Here is a 23,854-nt window from a genome sequence, read left to right as displayed (position 1 = left end):
CCCAACTGCCGCCATTTTATTCAGAATAATAATCGCGGCCGCATTGATACTTTACATCAAATTAGTTTTAAAAGCTATTCAACAAATTATTTCAAATAGTTTAACTACAACCTTTCAAAAATCAATTGTTATACTACTAATTTTAGGCGTACCTATCTTTGGACTTATCATCTATTCCCTAATAAAGTTTTGGGAACTCAACAGAATTCATTAAACACAAAAAACCCCCGAACAATGTTCGAGGGTTTTTAAAATTTGAACCTCCAAATTAACTAAACGCGGTTTGGAAAAAACTTCTGCTTTATCCGCTCCGAAATGTAATACATACACGGTACGATGACCAAGGTCAATACGGTCGAGAACGTCAATCCGAAAATGATCGTCCAAGCTAATATGCCCCAGAAGTCGGCCGACTCAGATCCAAAGAAAATATGTGGATTCAACTCGGTAAACATCGCTACGAAGTCGATGCTCAAACCAACTGCCAATGGGATCAAGCCCAATACCGCAGCTGATGCTGTCAACAAGACCGGAGTCAAACGAATGCCACCCCCTTCAATAATCGCCTCTTTCAAATCGTAGCCACGCTTGAAACGTAACTCTTCAATGAACTCAATCAACAAGATACCGTTCTTTACAACGATACCAGCCAAGGCAATAATACCCACCCCAGACATGATTACCGAGAAGGTCATCCCAAAGGCCATGAAGCCCAAGAATACCCCAATCAATGATAACAAGATCGTTGCAAAAATGATGAATGGTTTCACCGCTGAATTAAATTGCGTTGCCAAAATCAAGTAAATCAATACCAAGGCCGCCAAGAAAGCGATCCCCAAGAATTCACCCGATTCCTTCTGCTGCTCCTGCTCACCGCCCATACGAATCTTATAACCTTGCGGCATTTCCATCGTCTCAAATAAAGACTCTAATTCGCCTACAATCTCATTCGCATTATAGCCTTGAACCACATCGGATCCCAAGGTAACGACACGTTCCTGGTTCTTCCGGTTGATCTGACTAAATGAAGTGGCATAACGAATATCTGCGATCGAATTCAATGGAACCTGGCGCAAAGCACCACCCATGTTCATGTCGCGGTAGGTCACATTCATCGATAATAACTTCTCGATTTGATTACGTGAATCCCCCTTCAATCGCAATTGGATTGGATACTCATCTTTCACATCACGGAACTTCGAAATCTCCGCTCCGAACAATCCAGTACGAACCGCCATCGCTACTTGCGCAGAGGAGATACCCTCCCGACTCGCTTTTTCACGATTCACGTCGATGATGATTTCGGGCTTGTTCGTTACTAAATCAGATTTCAATTCTTGAATACCTTCAATACCCGATTTCTGAATTACTTTACGAACTTTCTGCTCCAACTCTTGTAAGACAGCAAAGTCATCCCCCGCTATCTCAATGGAGATAGGCTTACCTGTCGGAGGACCTTTAGCCTCACGCTCAATCGCCATCTCAACACTTGGAATAGGCTTCTCGAAGAATTCCTTTTGGATTTTCTCCAACAAAACACCGGAAGAAATATCCCCACGCTCTTGCTTCGGTGCAAAAGCAATGGTTACCTTACTCTTGTGTGGCGTGGCTCCACGATCCGGATTCATCGGATCTCCCGCATTTTTTCCTACGTTGGAAATCACGGAATTAACCGCCTTACCTGCATTCTCCTTTTTGATAAAGGCAAAAACACGTTGCTCCACCACCTTCGTTACCGAATCCGTTACTTTGGAATCCGTACCGATTGGCATTTTCGAATAGATGTAGATATAATCGGGATCCGATGCTGGGAAGAAAATTACTTTTGGCTTAACGATGCCCAACAAGACAATCGTCGCCACCAATAACCCAAATGCACTAATTGTTGCATATACCGGACGACGGCCTTCCAATACCCAGGAAATCACCCGACGGTACGAATTCTTAAATGCCGGCAAGGTATTTTCTTGGAATGGAACTACCCATTTTGGCGTTACAATAAAGTGATTGAAAACATACAATACCAAGGCCAATAAACCAAAGTTTCCAAAACCAAAATGGCCCAATCCGAATCCAATCACGTATCCGAATATCGTCAAGCTCAATAAGATGAATACTGTGCGACGAATATCTTCGAACTTCGGGAACTTTACATCATTCACCTCTTCGTCATGGCGCTTCATGAAGGAAACCGCAAAAACCGGGTTCATCACATAAGCCACGAAAAGGGATGCAAACAAGGTAATGATTAAGGTGATTGGCAAGAACTTCATGAACTCACCCACGATGCCCGGCCAGAATAATAACGGCAAGAATGGAGAGATCGTTGTCAACGTACCCGTTAATACCGGAACAAATACCTCAGACGCGGCTAATTTAACTGCCTCCGTAATCGTCAATTTCTTAAAGTTGTTGAACAAACGGTGTGCATTCTCAATGACCACAATCGCATCATCTACCACAATTCCCAAACCTAATAAGAACGCGAATAACACGATCGTATTCAAGGTAAAGTCAAGACCCGGCATGAATAAGAAAGTCAGGAGGGCCGACAATGGAACGGAAAGTCCCACGAATGCCGCATCGCGAACACCCATAAAGAACATCAATACGATAACCACAAAGATAAATCCGAGGATAACCGTGTTAATCAAATCTGCTAAGTCACCACGCGTACGCTCCGACTGGTCAGCGGTGATGGAAACCACCAAGCCTGCAGGGAAACGCGACTCACGATACTCTTCGATCGTCTTTTCGATACGGTCAGCCGCATTGATCAAGTTGGCCCCACTACGCTTAATAACGTTCAAGGTAATCACTGATTTATTATCCAAGCGGGCAAAATCTTGCTTCTCTTCAAATCCATCACGGACATCCGCCACGTCTTTCAATCGAACTCGAGCGCCCGTGGATGAGCCAACCATTAGATTCGCTAATTGATCCACCGACTTAAATTCTCCGACCACACGTAGGGAGCGACGAACGCCATTCACGTCTAGATCACCACCAGAAATGTTCACGTTTTCGCCCTGTACAGCTTGTTGGATATCATAAAACGTCAAGCCATAGCTCTGCATTTTATACAAATCCAAGTTCACTTGAATCTCCCGCTTCAAAGCACCCACGATATCCACACGCGTGATTTCAGGCATCCCTTCGATCTCGTCTTGTAAATCTTCGGCGTATTTCTTCAACTTGTCCAAGGGATAATCTCCGGCGATGTTGATGTTCATGATCGGGAACTCCGAGAAGTTCACTTCTGCTACCGAAGGATCACGTGTTAAATCTTTCGGCAAATCGTTTTTCGCCTTATCGACAGCATCTTGCACGCGCTGTTTGGCAACGGGTACCTCGACATCGGTATTAAACTCGACGATGATGACGGAGATATCTTGCAGTGCGTTCGATTTCACACTCTTGATGCCCGTGACCGATTTCAATTGCTTTTCGATCGGTTTATTAATCGTGTTCTCAATATCCGCTGGCGTAGTTCCTGCATAAACGGTCTGAACGACCATTTGCGGTACGACGATATCTGGAAATTGCTCTTTCGGTAGGCTGGAATAGATTCCCAAACCTGCGACAAAAATGATAAAAGTAAATATGTAAACAGTGGTTCGGTTTTGGCCTAACCAGCCGACCATATTATAAATCAAGCCTTTCCCCTCGGGCAGTTGCTCGTTCTTCAAATTCTTCTCCATGGTTGATTTAGAATGAAATAGCTTGTCCGTCCACTAAATCTTGGTAGCCCTGTGTAATGATCAAATCGCCAGCTTGCAAACCGCTTGCTACTTCCGCCTGACCATTGTAAGTCAAACCAATCGTAATCACACGCGCTTTCGCTACTTTCTTTCCATTTTCAGTTACCGCAACGTACACGAGACTTCCTTTTTCTGTTTTCTGAATGATGTTTTCATCAACTACCAAGGCATTCGCTTTTGACAAGTCATTGATATTGATGACAGCCAATTGATTCGGCTTCAAGTCGCCACCTGCATTTGGAATTCGAGCTTCGATATCAAACGTACGCGTTAATGGGTTAACCATTTTCGAAACCAAGGAAATACGCGCCGTAATTTCTTTGTTGATATCTGGGAATTTGATCGCGATTGGATCGCCTTGCTTCACAGAACCTACATAAGAGTCAGCAATTTTTGCAGAAATTTTCAAGTTGCCCAAATTCACGATTTGAACGATTGGCATACCAGGAGCAGCCATTTCACCCGCCTTTTGACGAACAAGTTCAATCGTTCCAGAAATCGGAGCCACCACGCGTGACATTCCTAATTGAGCGCGCAAAGTTACCAAACGCTTCTCCAAGGATTCCTTATTAGACTTCGCACTTAAATATTGAACCTCGGTTCCGATTTGTTGGTCCCAAAGCGTCTTTTGCTTCTCAAACAAGGTCTTCGCCAAATCCAATTGGTGTTTCACCTCTTCCATCGACTCCTTCAAGATGCTGTTGTCCAAGGTTGCAATCAATTGGCCTTTTGAAACTTGTTGGCCCGCCACCACTGGCAAACTAACGATCATGCCACCCGTTTGTGGGCTAACCAATACGGTATTTTCAGCAACCACATTTCCTTGGGCTTCCACAAAGTGTTTGAATGTCAAAGGGGCGATCGGGGTAACCGATACGGCAATCACTTTCGTGGACGCCGTCTCTTTTCCAGCACCCATTTCCTTTTCTAAGGCAGCGATTTTCGCGTTAATTTCTTTGGCTTCCGCTTTTAGGTTGGCCAATTCGGTTTTTTTGTCGGCCGACTTATTGCATGCCGCAAATAAGATAATGGCGCTTAGGAGGATAGTTATTTTTTTCATGTTCGTATTATTCTGAGTATAGAGTTCCGTTTGATTTTGCAAGTTCTACTTTCGCGATTAAGGCATTGTAGAGTGCAGTAAAGTAATTTGCCTGTGATTCTTTAATGGATGTCTCGGCATTTAAGACTTCTAAGTTTGAACCAACCCCTTGGGTGTATTTCACTCGGGTTACGCGCGAAATTTCATTGGCCAAATCAAGATTTGCTTTTTGCTCTTTCAAGGACTCCAAGGCATTTTTCAAGGAAATGATTGACTGGCTGCGTTGTAAGTCGATAGACGACTTCAACAAGTCAAAGCTTTGACGAACCTTTTGTAAGTTATTTGCTGATTGAATCGCCTTGTATTTTTTCGAATATCCGTCGAAGATTGGAATTTGAATACCAAAGCTAATGGTCGCATTATCGAACCAAGATTTTGATACCAAATCACCAAAGCTGTTCGCTCCCGCATTGTAACCATAATTAGCGCCGGCTACCAAGCGAGGTAGATAACCTGCTTTTATGCTTTTTAAATCAAGCTCAGCTAAACTTTCTTGGGTTTTCAAAATGGAATATTCAATGCGATTTCCGTAGTTGAAGGGTAAATCTTGATCATCCAATAGGCGATTACTCAATTCGATTTGCTCCAATGTTTCTGCTAGGCGGATTGGCGTTTCCATCGGATACCCCATCTGGAATTTCAATAGCGAATAGCTCAACTCCTGAAGACGGTAGACATTTTCCAGTTCCGTACGCAAGTTATTCGCCTGCACTTCCAAACGTTGTACGTCAATTTTTTCGACAAATCCTTGTGCATTAAGCGCTTTTGTTTCCTTCAACAAGGTATCCAGTCGGCCGACGTTAGCTTGTAAAATGGAAAGGCGTTTCTCATTGACAAGTATTCCGTAATACGCTTTCATCACATTCTCAGCAACTTGTTGCTTGGATTGTGTTAAGTTTTTTACGGATAAATCTTTGTAAACTTCCGATGCCTTCAAGCCTAATAGGTAAGTTCCATCAAAGAGAAGTTGGTTAACAGCCACGCTGGTGGAACCCGAATTGGTCACACCAAACTTCGCAGCGATTAACTCGCCGGGCTTGGCAGCGGGGTTAAATAGGTTGGCAGGAATGAAAACACGTTGTAAAATCAATGCATTTCCATAACCCACTGAAGCACTCACTTGAGGTAAGCCAATGGCTCTGATCTCATTAATTTTCGCGCTTGCATTTTGCAAGTCGATTTGGCTATTTTTTACCTGCACATGATGTACGACAGCATAATCCACCGCTTCTTTTAAGCTGAAGGATTGCGCGCTCATACTGAAGGAGCTCAGTAAAAATAGACCGGCACAGATTTTTCTTAGACGGATCATATTTGAGGGTTGTTTTGGTATGAATTGTATAGAACTAAACCTTTCTCTGTCAAAATGCCACGCATGAAAATATCCATGAGAATCATTTGAGTTTCAAAAAGCGATAATTTGTTTTCAGGGTAAAAATCGGGATTAAAGACTAAGCCTACTTCCGCCATACGAAGTCGGGCAAGCAATTCCACATCAATGTCTTTTCGGAAGTAGCCAAACTGCATGCCCTTCTTAAAATCTAACACAAGATGCGCGTGTATCCCTCGTTCGTTGTATTCTCTAAAACGAGCATAGGCCGCAGGGAAATATTTTTCGATCTCGAAAAGCAAACGGGGGTTCATTTGCATCAACATTTCCTTCACCATTTCGAAGGACTTGAACATCTTCTCGATGACATTGGGATACCGCTTATCCAGCTCAACCCATTTGACTTCATCCTTTTCGATAAAGGCATCCACGACCTGAAGGACCATGGCGTCTTTATCAGGAAAATGTTGATAAATCGTTTTTTTAGAAATGCCTAATTCCGCGGCAATCGCGTCCATCGTTACCGACTTGACGCCGTAACGAAAGAATAATTGGGTTCCTTTTTCTAAAATACGTGATTTCATTTGCTAGTCCACCTGATGAAGTGAGGAGCAAAACTATGGAAACTTTTTAAGACTACAAAGTTTTCTTGTATTATTTTTAGATGAACGGCTTGTAAAATCGATTAACGGCCGAAGTCATCTTGTAAACGAACGATGTCCGATTCATCAGACGGATTAGCCGCATCCGTATGTTGCCAGATCTCAGCAACCACTCCCCATTGATCTAAACCCACAAGGCGATGCCGCTGACCCACGGGCAAAGTGATGATCTCGTTCACCTGATAAATACCTGGCTCGGATTGTTCATCGGTATCTGAAATAGCTACGCCGATGGGACCGTAGGTCACTGACCATAACTCGGCACGGCGAAAATGGTATTGCCAAGAAAGACGTTTATTGGGAGCTACTACTAAAAACTTGGGGCTCAACTTTTGGGTAATTTGAATCGAGTCCAAGGATATACCCGGGAAAAACTGGGCAGCGAATTGAGCCGACTGGCTTTCATCTAATACAAAAAAACCACCCCAAGGTCGAGAAAAATCATGGTCAACAATGGTATATCCGTTTTCTAGGATAAACGATTCGACTTGTTGGAAAACTTGATTTGCTTCGGTAGCGCTTAATTGCATAGATGAATATTTTTACAAAAATAAAAAAAAGACGGGAGAGAACCCCCGTCTTTTCAATATATCAAGTAATTGATACCTACATTGTCCAACCCGCGCGGTATTCGCGTTTCACAAATTGATTGGCCGCTTCAAAGTTGGTAATGCGCATATTCGCCGCATCCCACTCTAATTGTTGACGTCCAATGTACTTCGCATTACGGCCTTCGCCTTCACGCAACATGTACGAACGAATGGCTAAGTTACCCATCAATACCGACTCGGTAAATGGACCCGCGTAATCGAATGGAGAACTAACTTCCATGTTGCCAAAGCCTGCTTTACAAGCCTCTACCCATTGCGTATTGTGGCCACCGGCACCGCCCTCAACGCGAGGTAATTTAGCTTTTGGGAGATCTGCCTCATCCACACGCTTACCATCCTTGAATACCTTTGGATACATACCATAAGTACCACAGGTCATGATTCCTTTCGATCCGATCAAAATCACGCCATTAGTTCCATCTGGATCTCCAATAATTTCTGTCGCAGGGATACCTGCAGGATGTGGAGCACGAAGACCGCCATCAAACCATGTCAACTTCACGTTCGACTTGTTCTTCGCAGATGGTCCATAATTCAAGGTTACCATTGACGACGGAGGGCATCCTTCTGGAATCCACTCCGGAACCCAATCCGTTAAGAATACAGAACCTACGGAACATTCGACGTTCAAGGCATCCCGAATTCCCAATACTTTAAATGGAGGATCTAATAAGTGACATCCCATATCACCTAAAGCACCTGTACCATAATCCCACCATCCACGCCATTTAAATGGAACAAATGCTGGATTAAATTCACGATATTTTGATGGTCCTAACCACAAATCCCAATCCAATTCCGCCGGTACAGGATGTCCAGCAGCTGGATAAGAAATTCCTTGTGGCCAAACCGGACGATTCGTCCAAACCAATACTTCGGATACTTTACCAATCACACCTCCATCAAACCACTCAATCATTTGACGAACACCGTCTCCTGAAGAACCCTGGTTACCCATTTGCGTCACGACTTTCATTTCACGAGCTTTCTCCGTCATCATACGGGCCTCGTAGATGTCATGCGTCAATGGTTTTTGTACATAAACGTGCTTCTTGCGACGCATCGCTTCCATGGCAATCGTAGTATGCGTATGGTCCGGTGTCGAAACAATCACTGCATCTACCTTATCACCTTCCGCATCCAATGCCTTGCGGAAATCACGGTAATAATTCGCTTTCGGGAAATCCTTCCGCGACTGAACCGCGCGGCGATCATCCACATCTACCAAAGCAACGATGTTTTCCTTGCCCTTGTTAAATGAGTTCATGATATCACTTTGGCCTTTACCGCCGGCACCGATACCCATAATGTTTAACTTGTCGGAAGGTGCTGTAAAGCCCTTACCCAATACATGCCTCGGAACAATGTAAAAACTGCCCGCTGCCAAACCGGCCTTTTTTAGAAAGTCTCTCCGTGAATTATTTCCCATAGTTTAATTGATTTAGATGACTCCGATGCCCACAGAATTCCTGCATTTGGCATCAAGACTACAATTTGACAAATTGCCCCGAAATAAGCAATCTATTTCTTGAAATTTTACAAATCTGTCGGCTAATTTCAGGATAGCACAAAAAAAGGGGATTCGTTTCCGAATCCCCTTTTGATCAAAACTTAAAACAAATATTACTCTGCTTTCTTAGATTTCTTCTCTAATTTTTTGATCGCTTGCTCACGCTCAGCACCTTCCATTTGCTCTTTCAAAGCAGATAAAGCTCCGATATCTCCCATGGTCGACTTCTCAGCTGTAACTGTTGCCGTCTTCTCGGTTGTTTTCGTTGCTTTTTTCTTCTCTACTTTTACTTCTTCAACTGGCGCACCTGAGAATGTACGTGTGTGCGAAAGAATAATCTTACGATCATCCTTGTGGAATTCAGTTACTACGAAATCCAATGCCTCACCCGCTTCAGCTACCGACTCATCTGCTTTCGTCAATTGCTTCAATGGAGCCAAACCTTCGATACCGTAAGGTAACTCTAAAGTCGCCATCTTGTCATTTTTCGAAATAACAGTTGCCTTGTGAACAGAACCTACTGTGAATACACTTTCAAACGTATCCCAAGGATTCTCTTCTAATTGCTTGTGACCTAATGCTAAACGACGGTTGTCCGCGTCTAATTCAATCACGATAACATCTAATGAATCGCCAACTTTAACGAATTCAGATGGATGCTTGATTTTCTTTGTCCATGACAAGTCAGATACGTGTACCAAACCATCGATACCCTCTTCTAACTCAAGGAATAAACCAAAGTTAGTCAAGTTACGAACAGTTCCCTTGTGCTTCGTACCTACTGCATATTTAGACAATAAGTCTGTCTTGTTCCAAGGATCTTCGGTCAATTGCTTGATACCTAAGGACATCTTGCGCTCAGCACGATCCAATGTCAACACAACCGCCTCCATTTCATCGCCTACTTTCAAGAAATCTTGTGGGTTACGCAAGTGCTGAGACCATGACATCTCAGAAACGTGGATCAAACCTTCAACGCCTGGCAATACTTCTAAGAAAGCACCGTAATCCGCAACGTTAACGATTTTACCTTTTACTTTTGATCCAACCTCAACCTCAGCCGCTAAAGCTTCCCAAGGATGTGCTTGTAATTGCTTCATACCCAATGAGATACGCTTCTTGTTCTCATCAAAGTCTAATACAACCACTTGGATTTTTTGATCTAATTTCAACACCTCTTGTGGGTGGTTGATACGTCCCCACGAGATATCTGTAATGTGCAATAAACCATCAACACCACCTAAATCGATGAACACACCGAAGTTAGTCATGTTTTTGATTACACCTTCTAATACTTGACCCTTATCTAAGTTGTTCAAGATCAATTGACGTTGCGCCTCAAGATCCTTCTCAATCAATACTTTATGAGATACAACTACGTTGTCATTCGTATGGTTGATCTTAACCACCTTAACTTCCATATTCTTGCCAACAAAAATATCGAAATCACGGATTGGCTTCACATCAATTTGAGAACCCGGCAAGAACGCCTCGATTCCAAAAATATCTACGATCAAACCACCTTTTGTACGACGCTTCACGAAACCATTGATGATTGTGTCTTCTTCCAAAGCCTTCTCAATGTTCGTCCAAGCACCCATTACCTTCGCTAATTTGCGAGATAAGATCAATTGGCCATTTGAATCTTCTTGATTCTCAATGTATACTTCTACCTCGTCGCCTGCTTTCAAATCCGGCATATCGCGGAATTCAGATGCAGATACTAAACCATCAGACTTAAATCCAATGTTGACGATTACTTCACGGTCTGTTTTGCTCACAACAACCCCCTTCACAACTTCCTTCTCAGTTACCGAGTTTAGAGTAGCCTCAATAGCTGCCTCCATTTGTGCTTTTTGATCCGCAGTATAGTTACCACCAAATCCTTTTCCTTCAACTAAATCCCAGTCGAAATCTTTTTTAACTTTTGACATATGTGCTTGCCCTAGATACATCAACACGCTGGGCTAACGTGCTGAAATTAAGTGTAAAACAATTTTTAAATTGGGGTGCAAAGGTAGGAAGAAAAATTTTATTTTCAAGCAAAAAAGCTAAATTGGAAGTTCAATAACCTATTGACCATGAAAAAAACCGTTATATGGCTTACTACAGCCTTTTTTGCTTGCACCTTTTTTATGGGAATGGCACAATCTAAACCTCTTAAAACCAATATGTTAAACTCGGAAAAACCCTTTGGCCAAACACCCAACCACGAAGCCGTAACGTTGTATACCTTAAAAAATGCGCACGGCATGGAGGTGCAAATCATGAACTACGGAGCCATCATTACCAAAATCATGGTGCCCGACAAAAACAAAGTCATCGAGGACGTTGTCTTGGGATTCGATAGCGTGGCCGACTACATCAAAGATTCTCCCTACTTTGGAGCCGTGGTAGGACGTTACGGAAACCGCATCGCCGCCGGAAAATTCAGCCTAGATGGTAAAAATTATAGCTTGGCGGCGCAAAACAATGGCCAACACCTACATGGCGGCCTCAAAGGTTTCGATAAAAAAGTATGGAAAACGCTTTCCCAAAAACCCGGAAGCCTGACTCTATCTTACCTTTCAAAAGATGGCGAAGAAGGTTTTCCTGGTAACCTAGAGGTTCAAGTTACCTATACGCTTACTGAAGACAACGCGATTGCGATGGATTATACCGCAAAAACAGACCAGGCAACTGTCATAAATATTTGCAATCACTCGTACTTCAACCTATCCGGCAATGTAAAGCGCGATGTCCTTGATCACACGATCCAACTGAATGCGCCTTTTTTTATTCCGGTAGATAAAATCCTAATCCCAACCGGCGAAGTAAAAACTGTGAAAGGAGGACCCTTTGATTTTACATCCCCTAAAAAAATCGGCTTAGAGATTAATGCTGCGGATGAGCAAATCGCTTTCGGTGGTGGTTACGATCATTGCTATGCCTTCGACAAAGCGCCTGGAGCTTATGCGAAAATCGCACATGTGGAGGAACCAGTATCTGGTCGGGTCATGGAAGTATTCACCACCGAGCCCGGTGTTCAATTCTATACCGGAAATAATTTAGATGGTCACCTGATCGGTAAATATGGTGCGAAATACAACAAGCGCACGGGATTCTGTCTAGAAACACAGCACTATCCCGATTCCCCGAATAAACCCAATTTCCCTTCAACGGTCTTACGTCCCGGGGAAACCTACACCTCGAAAACGGTTTATCAGTTTTCTGTTAAATAACGATAATCATCACACCGCGAGGACTAAACCCCTGGCGGTGTTTTTTTTGCCTCATTCCAATAGACATCCATTTCGGCAAGGGTCATCTCCGACAAGCTTTTTCCAATTTCCGCCGCGCGCTTTTCTAAATGTTGGAAGCGATGGATGAATTTTCGATTCGTCCGTTCAACCGCCGTCTCCGGATTAATATCGACAAAACGTGCAAAATTCACCAAGCTAAAAATCAAATCCCCTAACTCGCCTTCTGCCTCTTCCTTTTGAGCTGACGACAAATCCTTTCCCACAAAGGTCTCCTTGAATTCGCCTAACTCTTCTTCTACCTTCTCCCAAACCTGTTCCTTTTCCTCCCAGTCGAAGCCCGCACCGCGTGCCTTTTCCTGTATCCGCATCGCCTTCACCAAAGCCGGCAATGAACCCGGAACACCCGATAACACCGATTTATTCCCTTCCTTCAATTTCAAGGCCTCCCAATTCGCCTTCACCTGCTCCTCCGTCTCTGCCACCACATCCCCATATATATGCGGATGCCGCGAAATCAATTTCTCGCAAATCCCATGAAGTACCGACGTAATATCAAAGTCCCCCGTCTCCGAACCAATCTTGCTATAGAAAACCAAGTGAAGCATCACATCCCCAATCTCCTTACGAATCTCCGCCATATCCTTGGACATAATCGCGTCAGACAACTCATAGGTCTCCTCGATCGTCAAATGCCGCAAGGTATCCATCGTCTGCTTCTTATCCCATGGACACTTCTCACGCAAATCATCCATCACACACAACAATCGATCAAAGGCTTCCGCCGCAGCTGGGTATCTCATTCCTAAGGGTTTAATCCGTAAACTCGGACATAATCGATTAAAAATTTATTCGGGAAAATTGTATCATCGACGCCCTTCTGACCTCCCCAGTTACCCCCGATGGCCAGGTTCAACAAGATGTGTTGCTTTTTATCAAATGGCCATTCCTCAAATCCCCTGCCCGAATTTTCAAAAGTAAAATATAACTTACCATCAATGTAGGACTTGATGTTTTGAGGTGTCCACTCCATTGTATACACATGAAACTCTTTGTCAAAATCATCTAATCGTGTCGTAGCCGTCTTTTGCGTACCAATCACATGATTGAATGCTTTGGTATGCACCGAGAAATGCATCACCCCCGGGTTATAACCCACATGTTCCAAAATGTCAATTTCACCATTATCCGGCCAATAAACAGAGCCATAATCGGATTGACTGGCCAACATCCATATGGCCGGCCAATTGCCTCGACCCGCTGGAATCTTCGCTCGTACCTCAACTTTTCCATACAAGAAATCTTGCTTGCCTTTCGTGACAATACGCGCTGATGAATAATTCATTGCTCCAATGGACTCCTTTCTTGCCTCGATGGTCAAGATTCCATTTTCAATGTGCGCATTATCTAAATCGGCTTTCGTATAATATTGCAACTCATTGTTGCCCCATCCCGAACCGCCAACGTCATAGGACCAAAACTTGTCATTCGGTAATCCAGGCGTATCAAATTCATCCACCCAAATCGGATCCTTCGTAAAAGTATAGACTTTGGGCACAACCGGTGTTGTGGGTTCTGTAGGCAAAAAAGGCTTAGGGTCTTCTTTGGAGGAGCAACCTAAAAAAGCGATTCCCAAGAGGGCAAGATTTTTGATCATTTGTTGAATTTTAGGACTCAAAAAAAGCGTATTTAGCCGATAAATCCTACTCTTCGCAAGCGAATATTATGTACTTTTGAACATGGAATTTAAAATCGCATCGTCCTATCAACCCACAGGGGATCAACCCAATGCCATCCGGGAATTGGTGGAAGGATTACAGAAAGAAGAGAGAGCTCAAACCCTTCTTGGCGTGACCGGATCCGGAAAAACCTTTACGATTGCGAATGTCATCAAAGAAGTCAATCGGCCGACGCTGATTTTAAGTCATAACAAAACTCTTGCCGCTCAACTTTACGGAGAATTTAAATCCTTCTTCCCCGAAAATGCAGTCGAGTATTTCATCTCCTATTACGATTATTACCAGCCCGAGGCCTTCATCGCCTCTACCGGCACCTACATCGAAAAGGATTTGTCGATCAACCAAGAAATTGAAAAACTTCGCCTCGCCACCACCGCGGCCCTCATGTCCGGTCGGCGAGATATCATCGTCATCGCCTCCGTTTCCTGTATTTACGGTATGGGGAATCCCGATGAATACAAAAATTCCATCATGCGCATTGGTGTGGGAGAAACGATTTCAAGGAATCAGTTTCTTTTCCGACTCGTCGAGATTCTATATTCGAGAACCGAAGGTGAATTCCTACGAGGTACCTTTCGCGTCAAAGGGGACACGGTGGATATCTTTTTGGCCTATGCGGATTTCGGCTACCGGGTTATTTTCTTTGGCGACGAAATCGAGGAGATACACCGCATCGATCCCTGGACCGGCAAGAAAATTTCCAAAGAAACGATGGTCGCGATTTTCCCGGCCAACCTATTTGTCACCGGCCGCGAGACCTTGAACAATGCTATCTCGGATATTCAAGCAGACCTCGTCAATCAGATTTCTTATTTCGGCAAAGACGGCCGTTTGCAAGAAGCCGAACGAATTAAGCAACGAACCGAATTTGATTTAGAAATGATGCGCGAGCTGGGCTATTGCTCCGGCATCGAGAATTATTCCCGCTATTTCGATCAGCGGAAACCTGGGCAGCGGCCCTTCTGCCTCCTCGACTTCTTTCCCGATGATTTCCTGATGGTCGTGGACGAAAGCCATGTGACCATGCCACAAATCCGTGCGATGTACGGTGGCGACCGGTCCCGAAAAGAATCGCTCGTCGAATACGGATTCCGTCTGCCATCGGCGATGGACAACCGACCGTTAACTTTTCAAGAATTTGAAGATATTGTAGGCCAAACCATCTACGTTTCCGCCACCCCGTCCGATTACGAACTCAAGCAATCCGAAGGTGTGGTGGTCGAGCAAATCATCCGACCTACGGGTTTGTTAGATCCTTTGATAGACGTCCGTCCGACCAAAAACCAAATCGACGATTTATTGGACGAGGTTTACGACCGCATCAAGAAAAAAGAACGCGTACTCATCACGACCTTGACCAAACGGATGGCGGAAGAACTCTCCAAATACATGGATCGTGTGGGGGTCAAATGCCGTTACATCCACTCGGAAATCAAGACCCTGGAACGGGTGGAGATTTTAAGGGAATTGCGTTTAGGCGTGATCGATGTGCTGGTGGGGGTGAACTTATTGCGCGAAGGATTAGACTTGCCAGAGGTATCTTTGGTGGCGATTATGGACGCCGACAAAGAAGGTTTCTTACGTGATATCCGTTCGTTGATCCAAACGATTGGTCGGGCAGCGCGAAATGAAAACGGTCGGGTAATCATGTACGGCGACAAAATGACCGGCTCGATGGAGCGGGCGATTTCGGAAACGAATCGCAGAAGGGAGAAACAAATGGCCTATAACCAAGAGCATGGCATCACACCAAAAACCATTTGGCGTAGTCATGATGAGATTATGGAGCAGACTTCGATCGCGGATCGCATGGCGAAGCCGATGAAGTCTTATGGCATTACGCCGAAAGAATCGATTCAAGCCGCGGATCCATTATTGGCCTACATGAGTAAGCCTGAGTTAAAGAAACAAAAAGAATCCATTCAGAAGGAAATGGAACGTGCCGCACGCGAGCTGGATTTCCCATTGGCTGCGAAATTCCGGGATGAATTATTGGCGATCGACAAGATGTTGGTCGAATAAAAAAGGCACGGAAATCATCCCGTGCCTCTCAATTATATTAACGTCAAGATTATTCGACGATAAACGGATAATCTTCTTGAACGTACACATCTTTGTATGCCTCATCCGCGGTAGGGAATGGAGACGCCTCCGCAAAATCAACAGATTCTTGAACCTGAATTTTGATCTTCGCATCGATCGCATCTAAATCAGCTTGCGTCGCAATACCAAATTCCAAAATACGTGCTTTCACTTGTTCGATTGGATCGCGCTCTTTGTAGGCCTCAACCTCTTCTTTTGAGCGGTATTTTTGAGGATCTGACATCGAGTGTCCACGGTAACGATAGGTTCTGAATTCTAAGAACGTAGGACCTTCACCCGCACGAGCACGAGCTGCTGCACGAGAAACTGCCTCGTGTACAGCTTCCACATCCATCGCGTCAACTGCCTCGGATGGCATGTCGTAAGCCTCCCCTAATTGGTATAATTCCGTTACGTTAGACGTACGAGCAACGGAAGTACCCATCGCATAACCGTTATTTTCTACGACGAAAATCGCAGGTAATTTCCAAGTCATTGCCATGTTAAAGGCCTCGTGCAAAGCACCTTGGCGAGATGCCCCGTCACCGAAATAAGTGATCGAAACATTACCTGTTTTCTTATATTTTTCAGCGAATGCCAAACCTGCACCTAATGGGATTTGCGCCCCAACGATACCGTGTCCACCCACGAAACCTACTTCCTTATCGAAGATATGCATCGAACCACCTTTCCCTTTGGAAGCTCCTGTAATTTTACCGTATAATTCGGCCATAATCGCGTTAGGAGATGTTCCCAAGGCTAAAGGAATACCGTGGTCACGGTAAGCGGTAATGTATTTATCGCCTTCGCGTAAGGCAGATTTTGATCCAGAAGAACAAGCCTCCTGGCCAATGTATAAGTGACAAAAACCTTTGATTTTTTGCATTCCATATAATTGACCGCATTTCTCTTCGAACTTGCGTTGTAACTGCATGGATTCATACCAATACATGTAGGTCTCTTTGGAATACTTAGGTGCTTGTGTTTCTTTCTTTGCCATTTGTCGGTCGGAAATTTTTGTTGTCGAAGGAAAATGCCCTCGTCAAAATCAAGGCGAAATTAAAACAAAACACGCAAGCAGCCAAAAAATCGCGTATTATTCTTTATTTTTACAGCATTGTGCCCATTCGCTCCTCCCTATGTACCTAAAATCTTTACAGGTCAAACAGTTTAAGTCCTACGAGGAGGCGCAATTTGATTTCATCCCAAATATTAATTGCATCGTGGGGGAAAATGGAATCGGGAAAACGAATCTATTGGATGCCATTCATTTTCTTTCCTTGACCAAAAGTGCCCGCGGTGTAGCCGATCCGCTGTGCATCCGGCACGGAGATTCCTTCTTTATGATACAAGGTAGTTTCGTATTCCAAAAGGACGAACACGTGCCTGAAACCGAAACACAGATTACCTGCGCGGTTCAAAAGGGCCAGAAAAAAGCACTACTACGCGACCAAAAGCCCTACACCCGATTAGCCGACCACATCGGAAATTTCCCGATTGTCCTCATGGACCCGCATGACACGGATCTAGTTCGTGACAGTTCGGATACCCGAAGACGATTCTTTGATGGGGTCATGGCACAATTAGATCGGACGTTTTTAGAAAACCTGATTCGCTATAATCGCATCGTGCAGCAACGCAACAGTCTACTGAAGATGTTTGCAGAAAGCGGAACGATGGATACATTGATGTTGGCCAGCTACCATGAACCGCTCGTTCTTCTTGGAGAGTCAATTCGTGCCGCACGAAGTGAATTTTTGAAAGATTTCCTTCCGCGATTTCAAGCGCATTATGCCGCACTCTCGGACGACCGAGAGCAGGTTTTAATCCGCATGGAATCGACTTTTGAGGCGGGTCAATTAGACGCGGCACTTAAGCTGGCCGAAAGACAGGATTTTGCTGCCCAACGAACAACCGTGGGGATACACCGGGATGATTTTGAATTTGAAATCAATGGATATCCCTTGAAAAAATACGGTTCCCAAGGACAGACCAAGAGTTTTGTCGTTGCGCTTAAATTAGCTCAATTCGATGCCTTAACGGCAGTTAAGCCGAGAAAACCCTTGTTGTTATTGGATGATATTTTCGATAAACTAGATGACCGACGGATTCAGCGCTTAATTGAAATGATGGCAGAAGACCATTTTGGGCAGGTGTTTATCACGGATGCCCGACCGGAAAGAACCAAGAATCTATTGAAAGATTTAAGTGCTAAGATTCAATACCTTTCGCTATCGTAAGCACGAAAGCCTCCACGGAATTTTGGTGTGCCAAATCCGCTTGTTTCATTGGATCAGTCTTGATCTTTGATTTAATCGCGTCTGCAAATTCCGCATCATCTAAAGGATCAATCGCAAGGCCTAAATGATAGTCTTTGATGGTCAAGCCGATTGTCCCAACACGCGTTCCGATCACCGGTTTCCCCGCTAATGCAGCCCGCACTAATACAGAACTCATTCCCAAGTGATCTTGATAAGTGACCAATACGACGTCCGCCAAATCAAAACACAATTCAACCGTCGGGTAGTTATGGTAATCGTATAACTTCACAACCTGAAGATTCGGAATCTCCTGAAAAAGTACATCCAGTTCCAGCGCGTAGCTCAATTCAATCGGCCCCGCAAGAAGTAAACAGATGCCCGACAAATCTTTGGGAGAAAGAAGTTTACACGCGGCAACGAAGGCTTCTATCCCCTTACGCTGATCTAATTGCCCAAAATTGAGGAATACCTTCTTGTTCTTGGCTATATCACAATTCAATCGGAAATCCGATTTTTGCTGAGCTGTCAGTGGCAAATGTGCAACGGGATCCGCTAAAGGGGTCACGGTTGCGTACGCACTTAAATGATTCATGACAGGGACTGCCGAATGAACAATGGAAAAAACTTGATCTATCTGTCCGGAAGATAGCATGGCCTGCCAAAGTTTCTGCTTAAGGAAAGCAAAAAGCCCTTGCATTTTTTGTGGTGGACGGAAACTGATTCCCGATACAGGCACCGGCGATTTCTTTCCCAATAAAACCCCCAACGGAAAGTAGTCAACATACATTAACATCGCATGACTTACCTGCAATTCTTTCACCATATCCACCAGCATGTTCCACTCCCGAATGGACCGAAGGTATATGGGACTGTCGTGTAAAGTTTGAATCGTTACAAGATCAATGGGATAAAAGCGCACATTTTCTCCCCAAAGTAATTGCTCGGAAGTTTGACGTTTGGCGAAATTAGATTGAAATTCTTCACCCGTCGCGACGATTAATTCGACATCGGGCTGCGTACTGTAATAGCCAATTAAATGAATTAAATAGGCTGGATGATGCCCATCTAAAATCGTGTCAAAAAGGAGAATTCGTTGTTTCACTGAACAAAAATAGACTAAATAAATGAAAAAAGGTCGGCAAACCTGTCACCGACCTTTTTCCAGAAGCTAATTTGACTACTTCAAGTTGTACTTGTATTTGTAACGATTGTACAACTGCGTATGCTTGTTATCCAAGTCGATCGCACGGCCTTGAATAAAGGCATGCGTCACAACGCTGGTTTTCATATCCAACAAATCCCCTTGACAAATCACGATGTTCGCATCCTTGCCTGTTTCCAAGCTTCCGGTACGATCTGCAATCCCCAAAATCTTAGCAGGGTTCAAGGTAATTGCTGATAACGCTTCCTCGCGAGTTAGGCCATAGGCTGACATCGTTCCGGCCATGAATGGCAAATTACGAATTTGCGTATAGCCATCACCTGAATCTTGGCAAATGGTAAACAAAACACCAGCCTTCTGCAATTGAGCTCCTGTTTTATACGGTTGGTCCACCGCATCATCTTCCGCTGCAGGCAATGCATGCGGCTCATGCAGGATAACGGCTACTTGATTGGCTGCCAAAATATCGGCAATCATCCAGCTGTCTGCTCCTCCTGCGATAACCAATTTGAAATTAAATTCCTTCGCAAAATCGATCGCCGTTAACATCTCCTTAACGAGGTCACAATGCACGTAAAGCGTTTTCGAACGATCAAATAAACCCTTCGTAGCCTCGTACTTTAAATTCACGGCCGCATGCGTCTTCTCGTTGAAGTAAGCTTTTGCCTCACGGAAGAATACCCGCGCCTGTTCGATGCGCTCCAATCCCGCTTTCACGGCATCCGAATCAGCACCTCTGCGGCCGCCTCCGCCGTTCGGGCGATTGATCAAGGCAGGAAACGTAATATGTATTCCGTTGTCAAGGACATATGCTGCATCTTCCCAGTTCCAAGCGTCCAACTGCACAATCGTGGAGGAACCTGAAATCAACCCACCTTGCGGAACAATTTGAGCCAATAAGATTCCGTTTGATCGCAACGTATTGATCACTTTGGAATCCGTATTGTACGCCACAATCGAACGAATATTCGGGTTCATTTCCCCTAATTCGTCGTAATCGACGGTTGATTTGGTCGAACTAACCTCCACCAATCCGAGGTTGGTATTCGGAGCAATCAATCCCGGATAAATATGTTTACCGGTCGCGTCGATGTGTTCCACGTCGCCTGTAATAGCGGGCGCAGAAGTCAACACGGTCAATTTGCCTTTATCAATGGAAAGGCTTCCATTCTGAACCACTTGTCCATTTCCAATATGCAAGGTTGCCCCTGTGATAACGATTTTCTTCGTTTGTGCGGGAGAAGGGTGCATCGTTTCTTGCGCCATCAATGATAGGCCCAAGAAGCAAAATATAGGTATTAATAGCTTTTTCATGTTCTTAATCATTAATATGGTCATGCTCTTCATCAATAAAACGGCTTGCGATACGCTCCCAAAGGCTCTTATCATGGTTGTGGTCTTCTTCACACATGTTTTGCTTCTTCACCGATGGCGTAGAAGGGCGCGTAGAAGCGCCGCCTTTTTTCGAAGCAATCATCTTTTGAATCAAGCGCTGCTTCTCGTTCTTTAAAGCCTCTTGCAATTTGGCATCTTGCTCGCGGTCAAATACCACGGTACCATCTACAATCGTCTTCTCCGACTTCGCATAAATGCTCAACGGATGATCTGACCAAATAACTAAATCGGCATCCTTCCTAGGTGCAATGCTACCTACGCGATCAGCGACGTGTAACATTTTAGCCGGGTTCAAGGTCACCATTTTCAAGGCATCTTCTTCCGACATGCCCGCATATTTTACAGATTTAGCCGCTTCTTGGTTTAGACGACGTGCCATTTCCGCATCATCAGAGTTGATCGCCACATTCACTCCCACCGCTTGCATAATAGCAGCGTTTTGTGGAATAGCGTCTAGAACCTCCATCTTGTAATTCCACCAATCGGCGAAAGTAGAAGCATTCGCTCCATGTGCCTTCATTTTATCAGCAACCTTATAGCCTTCCAAAATGTGGGTCAAAGTATTAACCGTGAATCCAAATTTATCTGCCACTTTCAAAATGGTATTGATTTCACTTTGAACGTAAGAGTGACAAGTGATGAAGCGCTTCTTGTTTAGAATCTCCAACAAAGTCTCTAATTCTAAATCGATCCGCTTGCCTGTTCCTTGTTTCTCGTAATCACGAGCACGGGTAAAGGCATCCATGAGAACTTGCTCCACACCCATACGCGTGTCTGGGAAACGTGGATTTGAAGTATTCCATGAACGTTTTACGTTTTCTCCCAAAGCAAACTTGATAAATGGATCCCAGTTCGCAAACTTCAATGCCTCCGCATTTTGTCCCCAACGGAATTTCAATAATTGGGTTTGACCACCAATGACATTACAACTACCGTGTAAAATGTGGCTAGCTGTAACCCCACCACTCAATTGACGGTAAATATCTACATCATCCGGATCAATAACATCCGCGACACGAACTTCAGCCGTCACAGATTGCGTACATTCGTTGATACCCCCCGTAGCTCCTACGTGCGAGTGCTCATCGATAATACCTGCTGTCACGTGTTTGCCTGTTCCGTCCACAATGCGAGCTGTCGGATCTTTCAAGCCTTTACCCACTTGAACAATCTTTCCTGCTTTCACCAAGACGTCAGCATCCTTAAGAATACCTTGTTTCTCGTTGGTCCAAACCGTCGCATGTTGAATCAATAGATTCTCTTGCTTCGCGATTGTTTTTTGTCCAAATCCATTGAAAGGGAAAACAACGTCACCGATTGCTTCCGGCTTATTTGACCTTGATTTTGTCGAATCCGAACCCGCTACTGCGGAACGAACGGCTTTCCAAGAAATCCAATCCCCAGAAGCCAGTTGGCCCGTACCTGAAATATTCGCACCATCAAACGAACCCGTCAAACGAATGCGTTGCGATTTATCTGCCTTGCTTGTATAACCTAAGTTTACTAATTGATCCTTTTGAGAAAGGTCCACTTGCGTCGTATCACTTGCGATTAACTGCGCTTTGTAAGAACCTGGCTCACCTTGAACGACTAATTTGGCGTTGTTGGATCCTAAGCTCACTTGATAAGTTCCGGCTAAATTCGTCCACAGGTTAGACTGCACGGTATGTGCACGACCTTGAACCCAGTTCTCAACAATAGCCGTGTTTTCTGCAAAAACCGGACCTGTTGCGATGAAGAAATTGGCTACTTTACCAGCATCGAGGGTTCCAACTAAATCGGAAACGCCAAGTAATTGGGCTGGAGTTGTGGTCAAGGCTTCTAAGGCCTTTTGATAGCTCAATCCATATTGAATCGCCTTACGCAGATTTGGCATGAAGGAACTCATGTCCTTTAACCCATAAGCTGTTAAAGCGAAAGGAATATTTGCCTTTTCGAAAGCGGCCGGGTTTGTAGGAGCTAATTCCCAATGCTTCAATTCCGCCACATTCACAAAACGCATGTCGGTCGGATCCTCCACATCAATCGTCTGCGGGAAAGCCAATGGCAAAATGAAAGACGCTTTGGTTGCTTTCATTTCATCGATGCGCTGGTATTCATCACCGCTTCCTTTGATAATATATTGTACCCCAAACTCATCGCCAATTTTATCGGCGCGAAGCACATTCCATTTCTCTGTTACCGCAAAAATCTGTGGCAAATTCGCATTTTGAATAAAACGATCAATGCTTAGGTTTAAACCTTCTTGCGCGGGTTTGCCTTTGTACCATTGCGCGTCGAGGAAATTTTGACGAAGCAAGGCTACGCTACCCATTAAGGAGCCTGGATAATCCTGTGTGGAGGAACCTTTCTCGAACGAATAATGTGCGGCCGTTTTCTCTTTGAGGATAACCATGTTTTCACGGTCTTTGGCTAAGGATACGAGCGCACTCGTACCGCGGGAAATTCCGTCAGGCTGAAGGGTAGATACCGCTCCGAAGCCTATTTTACGAAGTTCTTTCGCCTTGGATTCGTTGACAACGAAGTGCTTGGCGTGCTCCACTTCAGATTTAAGGGCTTGGTTCCACGAGAAAGGCCCTTTGGTATTGCTGAGCATTTGAGACGGCGCCCGGTAGCTGTAGTTGCTTGGCGAAACCGCTTCCATACCGTAATCACTAAATGCATCGACGAAACTTGGATAGATAAATTTCCCTTGACATTCGATGACGATGGCTTCTTTGGGAATAACTACGGAGGCACCGATTGCTTCGATGCGTCCTTGCTTGATTAAAAGCGTCGCATTGGGAATCGTCGTCTTCGCGTCTTTGACGATGTTTGCATGCACGAAGGCATAATAGCCAGAACGTGGATTCGCAACGTCGTTGATCGGAAAGGTTACTTGAGCTTGGAGTCCAAATGCGAGGAAAAACAGAATGACCCCGAGACTCCTACAGGAGAATATTTTCATAGGTATGCATTATTGATGAACCAACAAGTTACCAAAAAAAATGTATTGGCCAATCC

At 44.5% G+C, this 23,854-nt stretch carries 16 protein-coding genes; 3 read left to right on the top strand and 13 right to left on the bottom strand.

Going from position 1 to position 23,854, the window contains the following annotated elements; all coding sequences use genetic code 11:
- Positions 1 to 272: 272 nt before the first annotated feature.
- From ACMH5P_RS08860 to rpsA, 7 genes are all read right to left on the bottom strand, one after another.
- Complete coding sequence (locus ACMH5P_RS08860; protein WP_459494207.1) at positions 273 to 3,644, bottom strand: efflux RND transporter permease subunit; 3,372 nt, start codon at positions 3,642 to 3,644, stop codon at positions 273 to 275.
- A gap of 64 nt (positions 3,645 to 3,708) precedes the next feature.
- Positions 3,709 to 4,821, bottom strand: coding sequence for an efflux RND transporter periplasmic adaptor subunit (locus ACMH5P_RS08855; protein ID WP_459494013.1), 1,113 nt, complete (start codon positions 4,819 to 4,821; stop codon positions 3,709 to 3,711).
- 7 nt (positions 4,822 to 4,828) lie between these two features.
- Positions 4,829 to 6,118 (bottom strand): TolC family protein, encoded by a 1,290-nt coding sequence (locus tag ACMH5P_RS08850; protein WP_459494011.1) that lies wholly within the window; start codon positions 6,116 to 6,118, stop codon positions 4,829 to 4,831.
- A gap of 50 nt (positions 6,119 to 6,168) precedes the next feature.
- Positions 6,169 to 6,774 (bottom strand): TetR/AcrR family transcriptional regulator, encoded by a 606-nt coding sequence (locus ACMH5P_RS08845; protein WP_459494010.1) that lies wholly within the window; start codon positions 6,772 to 6,774, stop codon positions 6,169 to 6,171.
- 101 nt (positions 6,775 to 6,875) lie between these two features.
- Entirely contained in the window at positions 6,876 to 7,382 is a 507-nt protein-coding gene (locus ACMH5P_RS08840) for a cupin domain-containing protein (protein ID WP_459494009.1), read from the bottom strand.
- 76 nt (positions 7,383 to 7,458) lie between these two features.
- Positions 7,459 to 8,892 (bottom strand): Gfo/Idh/MocA family protein, encoded by a 1,434-nt coding sequence (locus ACMH5P_RS08835; protein WP_459494008.1) that lies wholly within the window; start codon positions 8,890 to 8,892, stop codon positions 7,459 to 7,461.
- A 194-nt stretch (positions 8,893 to 9,086) separates the two neighbouring features.
- A complete protein-coding gene (gene rpsA, locus ACMH5P_RS08830) occupies positions 9,087 to 10,907 on the bottom strand; it encodes a 30S ribosomal protein S1 (protein ID WP_459494007.1) in 1,821 nt (606 codons plus the stop codon).
- A gap of 147 nt (positions 10,908 to 11,054) precedes the next feature.
- On the opposite strand from rpsA, the gene ACMH5P_RS08825 reads away from it, so the two are divergent.
- Positions 11,055 to 12,194 (top strand): aldose epimerase family protein, encoded by a 1,140-nt coding sequence (locus ACMH5P_RS08825; protein WP_459494006.1) that lies wholly within the window; start codon positions 11,055 to 11,057, stop codon positions 12,192 to 12,194.
- Between the two features lie 23 nt (positions 12,195 to 12,217).
- Here ACMH5P_RS08825 and mazG read toward each other — a convergent pair whose 3' ends face one another.
- Both mazG and ACMH5P_RS08815 read right to left on the bottom strand, forming a co-directional pair.
- Positions 12,218 to 13,015: a nucleoside triphosphate pyrophosphohydrolase gene (gene mazG / locus ACMH5P_RS08820; protein ID WP_459494005.1), complete on the bottom strand. Its 798-nt coding sequence runs from the start codon at positions 13,013 to 13,015 to the stop codon at positions 12,218 to 12,220.
- Positions 13,016 to 13,017: 2 nt separating this feature from the next.
- Positions 13,018 to 13,869: a glycoside hydrolase family 16 protein gene (locus tag ACMH5P_RS08815; RefSeq protein ID WP_459494004.1), complete on the bottom strand. Its 852-nt coding sequence runs from the start codon at positions 13,867 to 13,869 to the stop codon at positions 13,018 to 13,020.
- Between the two features lie 82 nt (positions 13,870 to 13,951).
- On the opposite strand from ACMH5P_RS08815, the gene uvrB reads away from it, so the two are divergent.
- Positions 13,952 to 15,973, top strand: coding sequence for an excinuclease ABC subunit UvrB (uvrB, locus tag ACMH5P_RS08810; RefSeq protein WP_459494002.1), 2,022 nt, complete (start codon positions 13,952 to 13,954; stop codon positions 15,971 to 15,973).
- 49 nt (positions 15,974 to 16,022) lie between these two features.
- Here the strand turns inward: uvrB and pdhA are convergent, their stop codons facing one another.
- Positions 16,023 to 17,033: a pyruvate dehydrogenase (acetyl-transferring) E1 component subunit alpha gene (pdhA, locus tag ACMH5P_RS08805; RefSeq protein WP_459494000.1), complete on the bottom strand. Its 1,011-nt coding sequence runs from the start codon at positions 17,031 to 17,033 to the stop codon at positions 16,023 to 16,025.
- Positions 17,034 to 17,172: 139 nt separating this feature from the next.
- Here pdhA and recF point away from each other — a divergent pair, with 139 nt between their 5' ends.
- The gene (recF, locus tag ACMH5P_RS08800) at positions 17,173 to 18,273 is read left to right on the top strand and encodes a DNA replication/repair protein RecF (RefSeq protein WP_459493999.1); all 1,101 of its coding nucleotides are present in this window, start codon (positions 17,173 to 17,175) and stop codon (positions 18,271 to 18,273) included.
- Here recF and ACMH5P_RS08795 read toward each other — a convergent pair.
- The 3 genes from ACMH5P_RS08795 to ACMH5P_RS08785 form a co-directional block, all read right to left on the bottom strand.
- Complete coding sequence (locus ACMH5P_RS08795) at positions 18,245 to 19,396, bottom strand: glycosyltransferase (protein ID WP_459493997.1); 1,152 nt, start codon at positions 19,394 to 19,396, stop codon at positions 18,245 to 18,247. The two genes, recF and ACMH5P_RS08795, sit on opposite strands and share 29 nt — an antisense overlap.
- A 75-nt stretch (positions 19,397 to 19,471) precedes the next feature.
- Entirely contained in the window at positions 19,472 to 20,770 is a 1,299-nt protein-coding gene (locus tag ACMH5P_RS08790) for an amidohydrolase family protein (RefSeq protein WP_459493996.1), read from the bottom strand.
- A gap of 4 nt (positions 20,771 to 20,774) precedes the next feature.
- Positions 20,775 to 23,798, bottom strand: a complete 3,024-nt coding sequence (locus ACMH5P_RS08785; protein WP_459493994.1) for an amidohydrolase family protein — start codon at positions 23,796 to 23,798, stop codon at positions 20,775 to 20,777.
- Positions 23,799 to 23,854: the final 56 nt, after the last annotated feature.

The sequence above is a fragment of the Aquirufa sp. 5-AUSEE-100C1 genome (assembly GCF_054558655.1).
This window is presented reverse-complemented; position numbering and strand designations above follow the sequence as displayed.

What these genes read in the sequence shown, in the direction of transcription:
- ACMH5P_RS08860 (WP_459494207.1), bottom strand. Translation starts at nt 3,644, where the DNA reads ATGGTCGGCTGGTTAGGCCAAAACCGAACCACTGTTTACATATTTACT.
- ACMH5P_RS08855 (WP_459494013.1), bottom strand. Translation starts at nt 4,821, where the DNA reads ATGAAAAAAATAACTATCCTCCTAAGCGCCATTATCTTATTTGCGGCA.
- ACMH5P_RS08850 (WP_459494011.1), bottom strand. Translation starts at nt 6,118, where the DNA reads ATGAGCGCGCAATCCTTCAGCTTAAAAGAAGCGGTGGATTATGCTGTC.
- ACMH5P_RS08845 (WP_459494010.1), bottom strand. Translation starts at nt 6,774, where the DNA reads ATGAAATCACGTATTTTAGAAAAAGGAACCCAATTATTCTTTCGTTAC.
- ACMH5P_RS08840 (WP_459494009.1), bottom strand. Translation starts at nt 7,382, where the DNA reads ATGCAATTAAGCGCTACCGAAGCAAATCAAGTTTTCCAACAAGTCGAA.
- ACMH5P_RS08835 (WP_459494008.1), bottom strand. Translation starts at nt 8,892, where the DNA reads ATGGGAAATAATTCACGGAGAGACTTTCTAAAAAAGGCCGGTTTGGCA.
- rpsA (WP_459494007.1), bottom strand. Translation starts at nt 10,907, where the DNA reads ATGTCAAAAGTTAAAAAAGATTTCGACTGGGATTTAGTTGAAGGAAAA.
- ACMH5P_RS08825 (WP_459494006.1), top strand. Translation starts at nt 11,055, where the DNA reads ATGAAAAAAACCGTTATATGGCTTACTACAGCCTTTTTTGCTTGCACC.
- mazG (WP_459494005.1), bottom strand. Translation starts at nt 13,015, where the DNA reads ATGAGATACCCAGCTGCGGCGGAAGCCTTTGATCGATTGTTGTGTGTG.
- ACMH5P_RS08815 (WP_459494004.1), bottom strand. Translation starts at nt 13,869, where the DNA reads ATGATCAAAAATCTTGCCCTCTTGGGAATCGCTTTTTTAGGTTGCTCC.
- uvrB (WP_459494002.1), top strand. Translation starts at nt 13,952, where the DNA reads ATGGAATTTAAAATCGCATCGTCCTATCAACCCACAGGGGATCAACCC.
- pdhA (WP_459494000.1), bottom strand. Translation starts at nt 17,033, where the DNA reads ATGGCAAAGAAAGAAACACAAGCACCTAAGTATTCCAAAGAGACCTAC.
- recF (WP_459493999.1), top strand. Translation starts at nt 17,173, where the DNA reads ATGTACCTAAAATCTTTACAGGTCAAACAGTTTAAGTCCTACGAGGAG.
- ACMH5P_RS08790 (WP_459493996.1), bottom strand. Translation starts at nt 20,770, where the DNA reads ATGAAAAAGCTATTAATACCTATATTTTGCTTCTTGGGCCTATCATTG.
- ACMH5P_RS08785 (WP_459493994.1), bottom strand. Translation starts at nt 23,798, where the DNA reads ATGAAAATATTCTCCTGTAGGAGTCTCGGGGTCATTCTGTTTTTCCTC.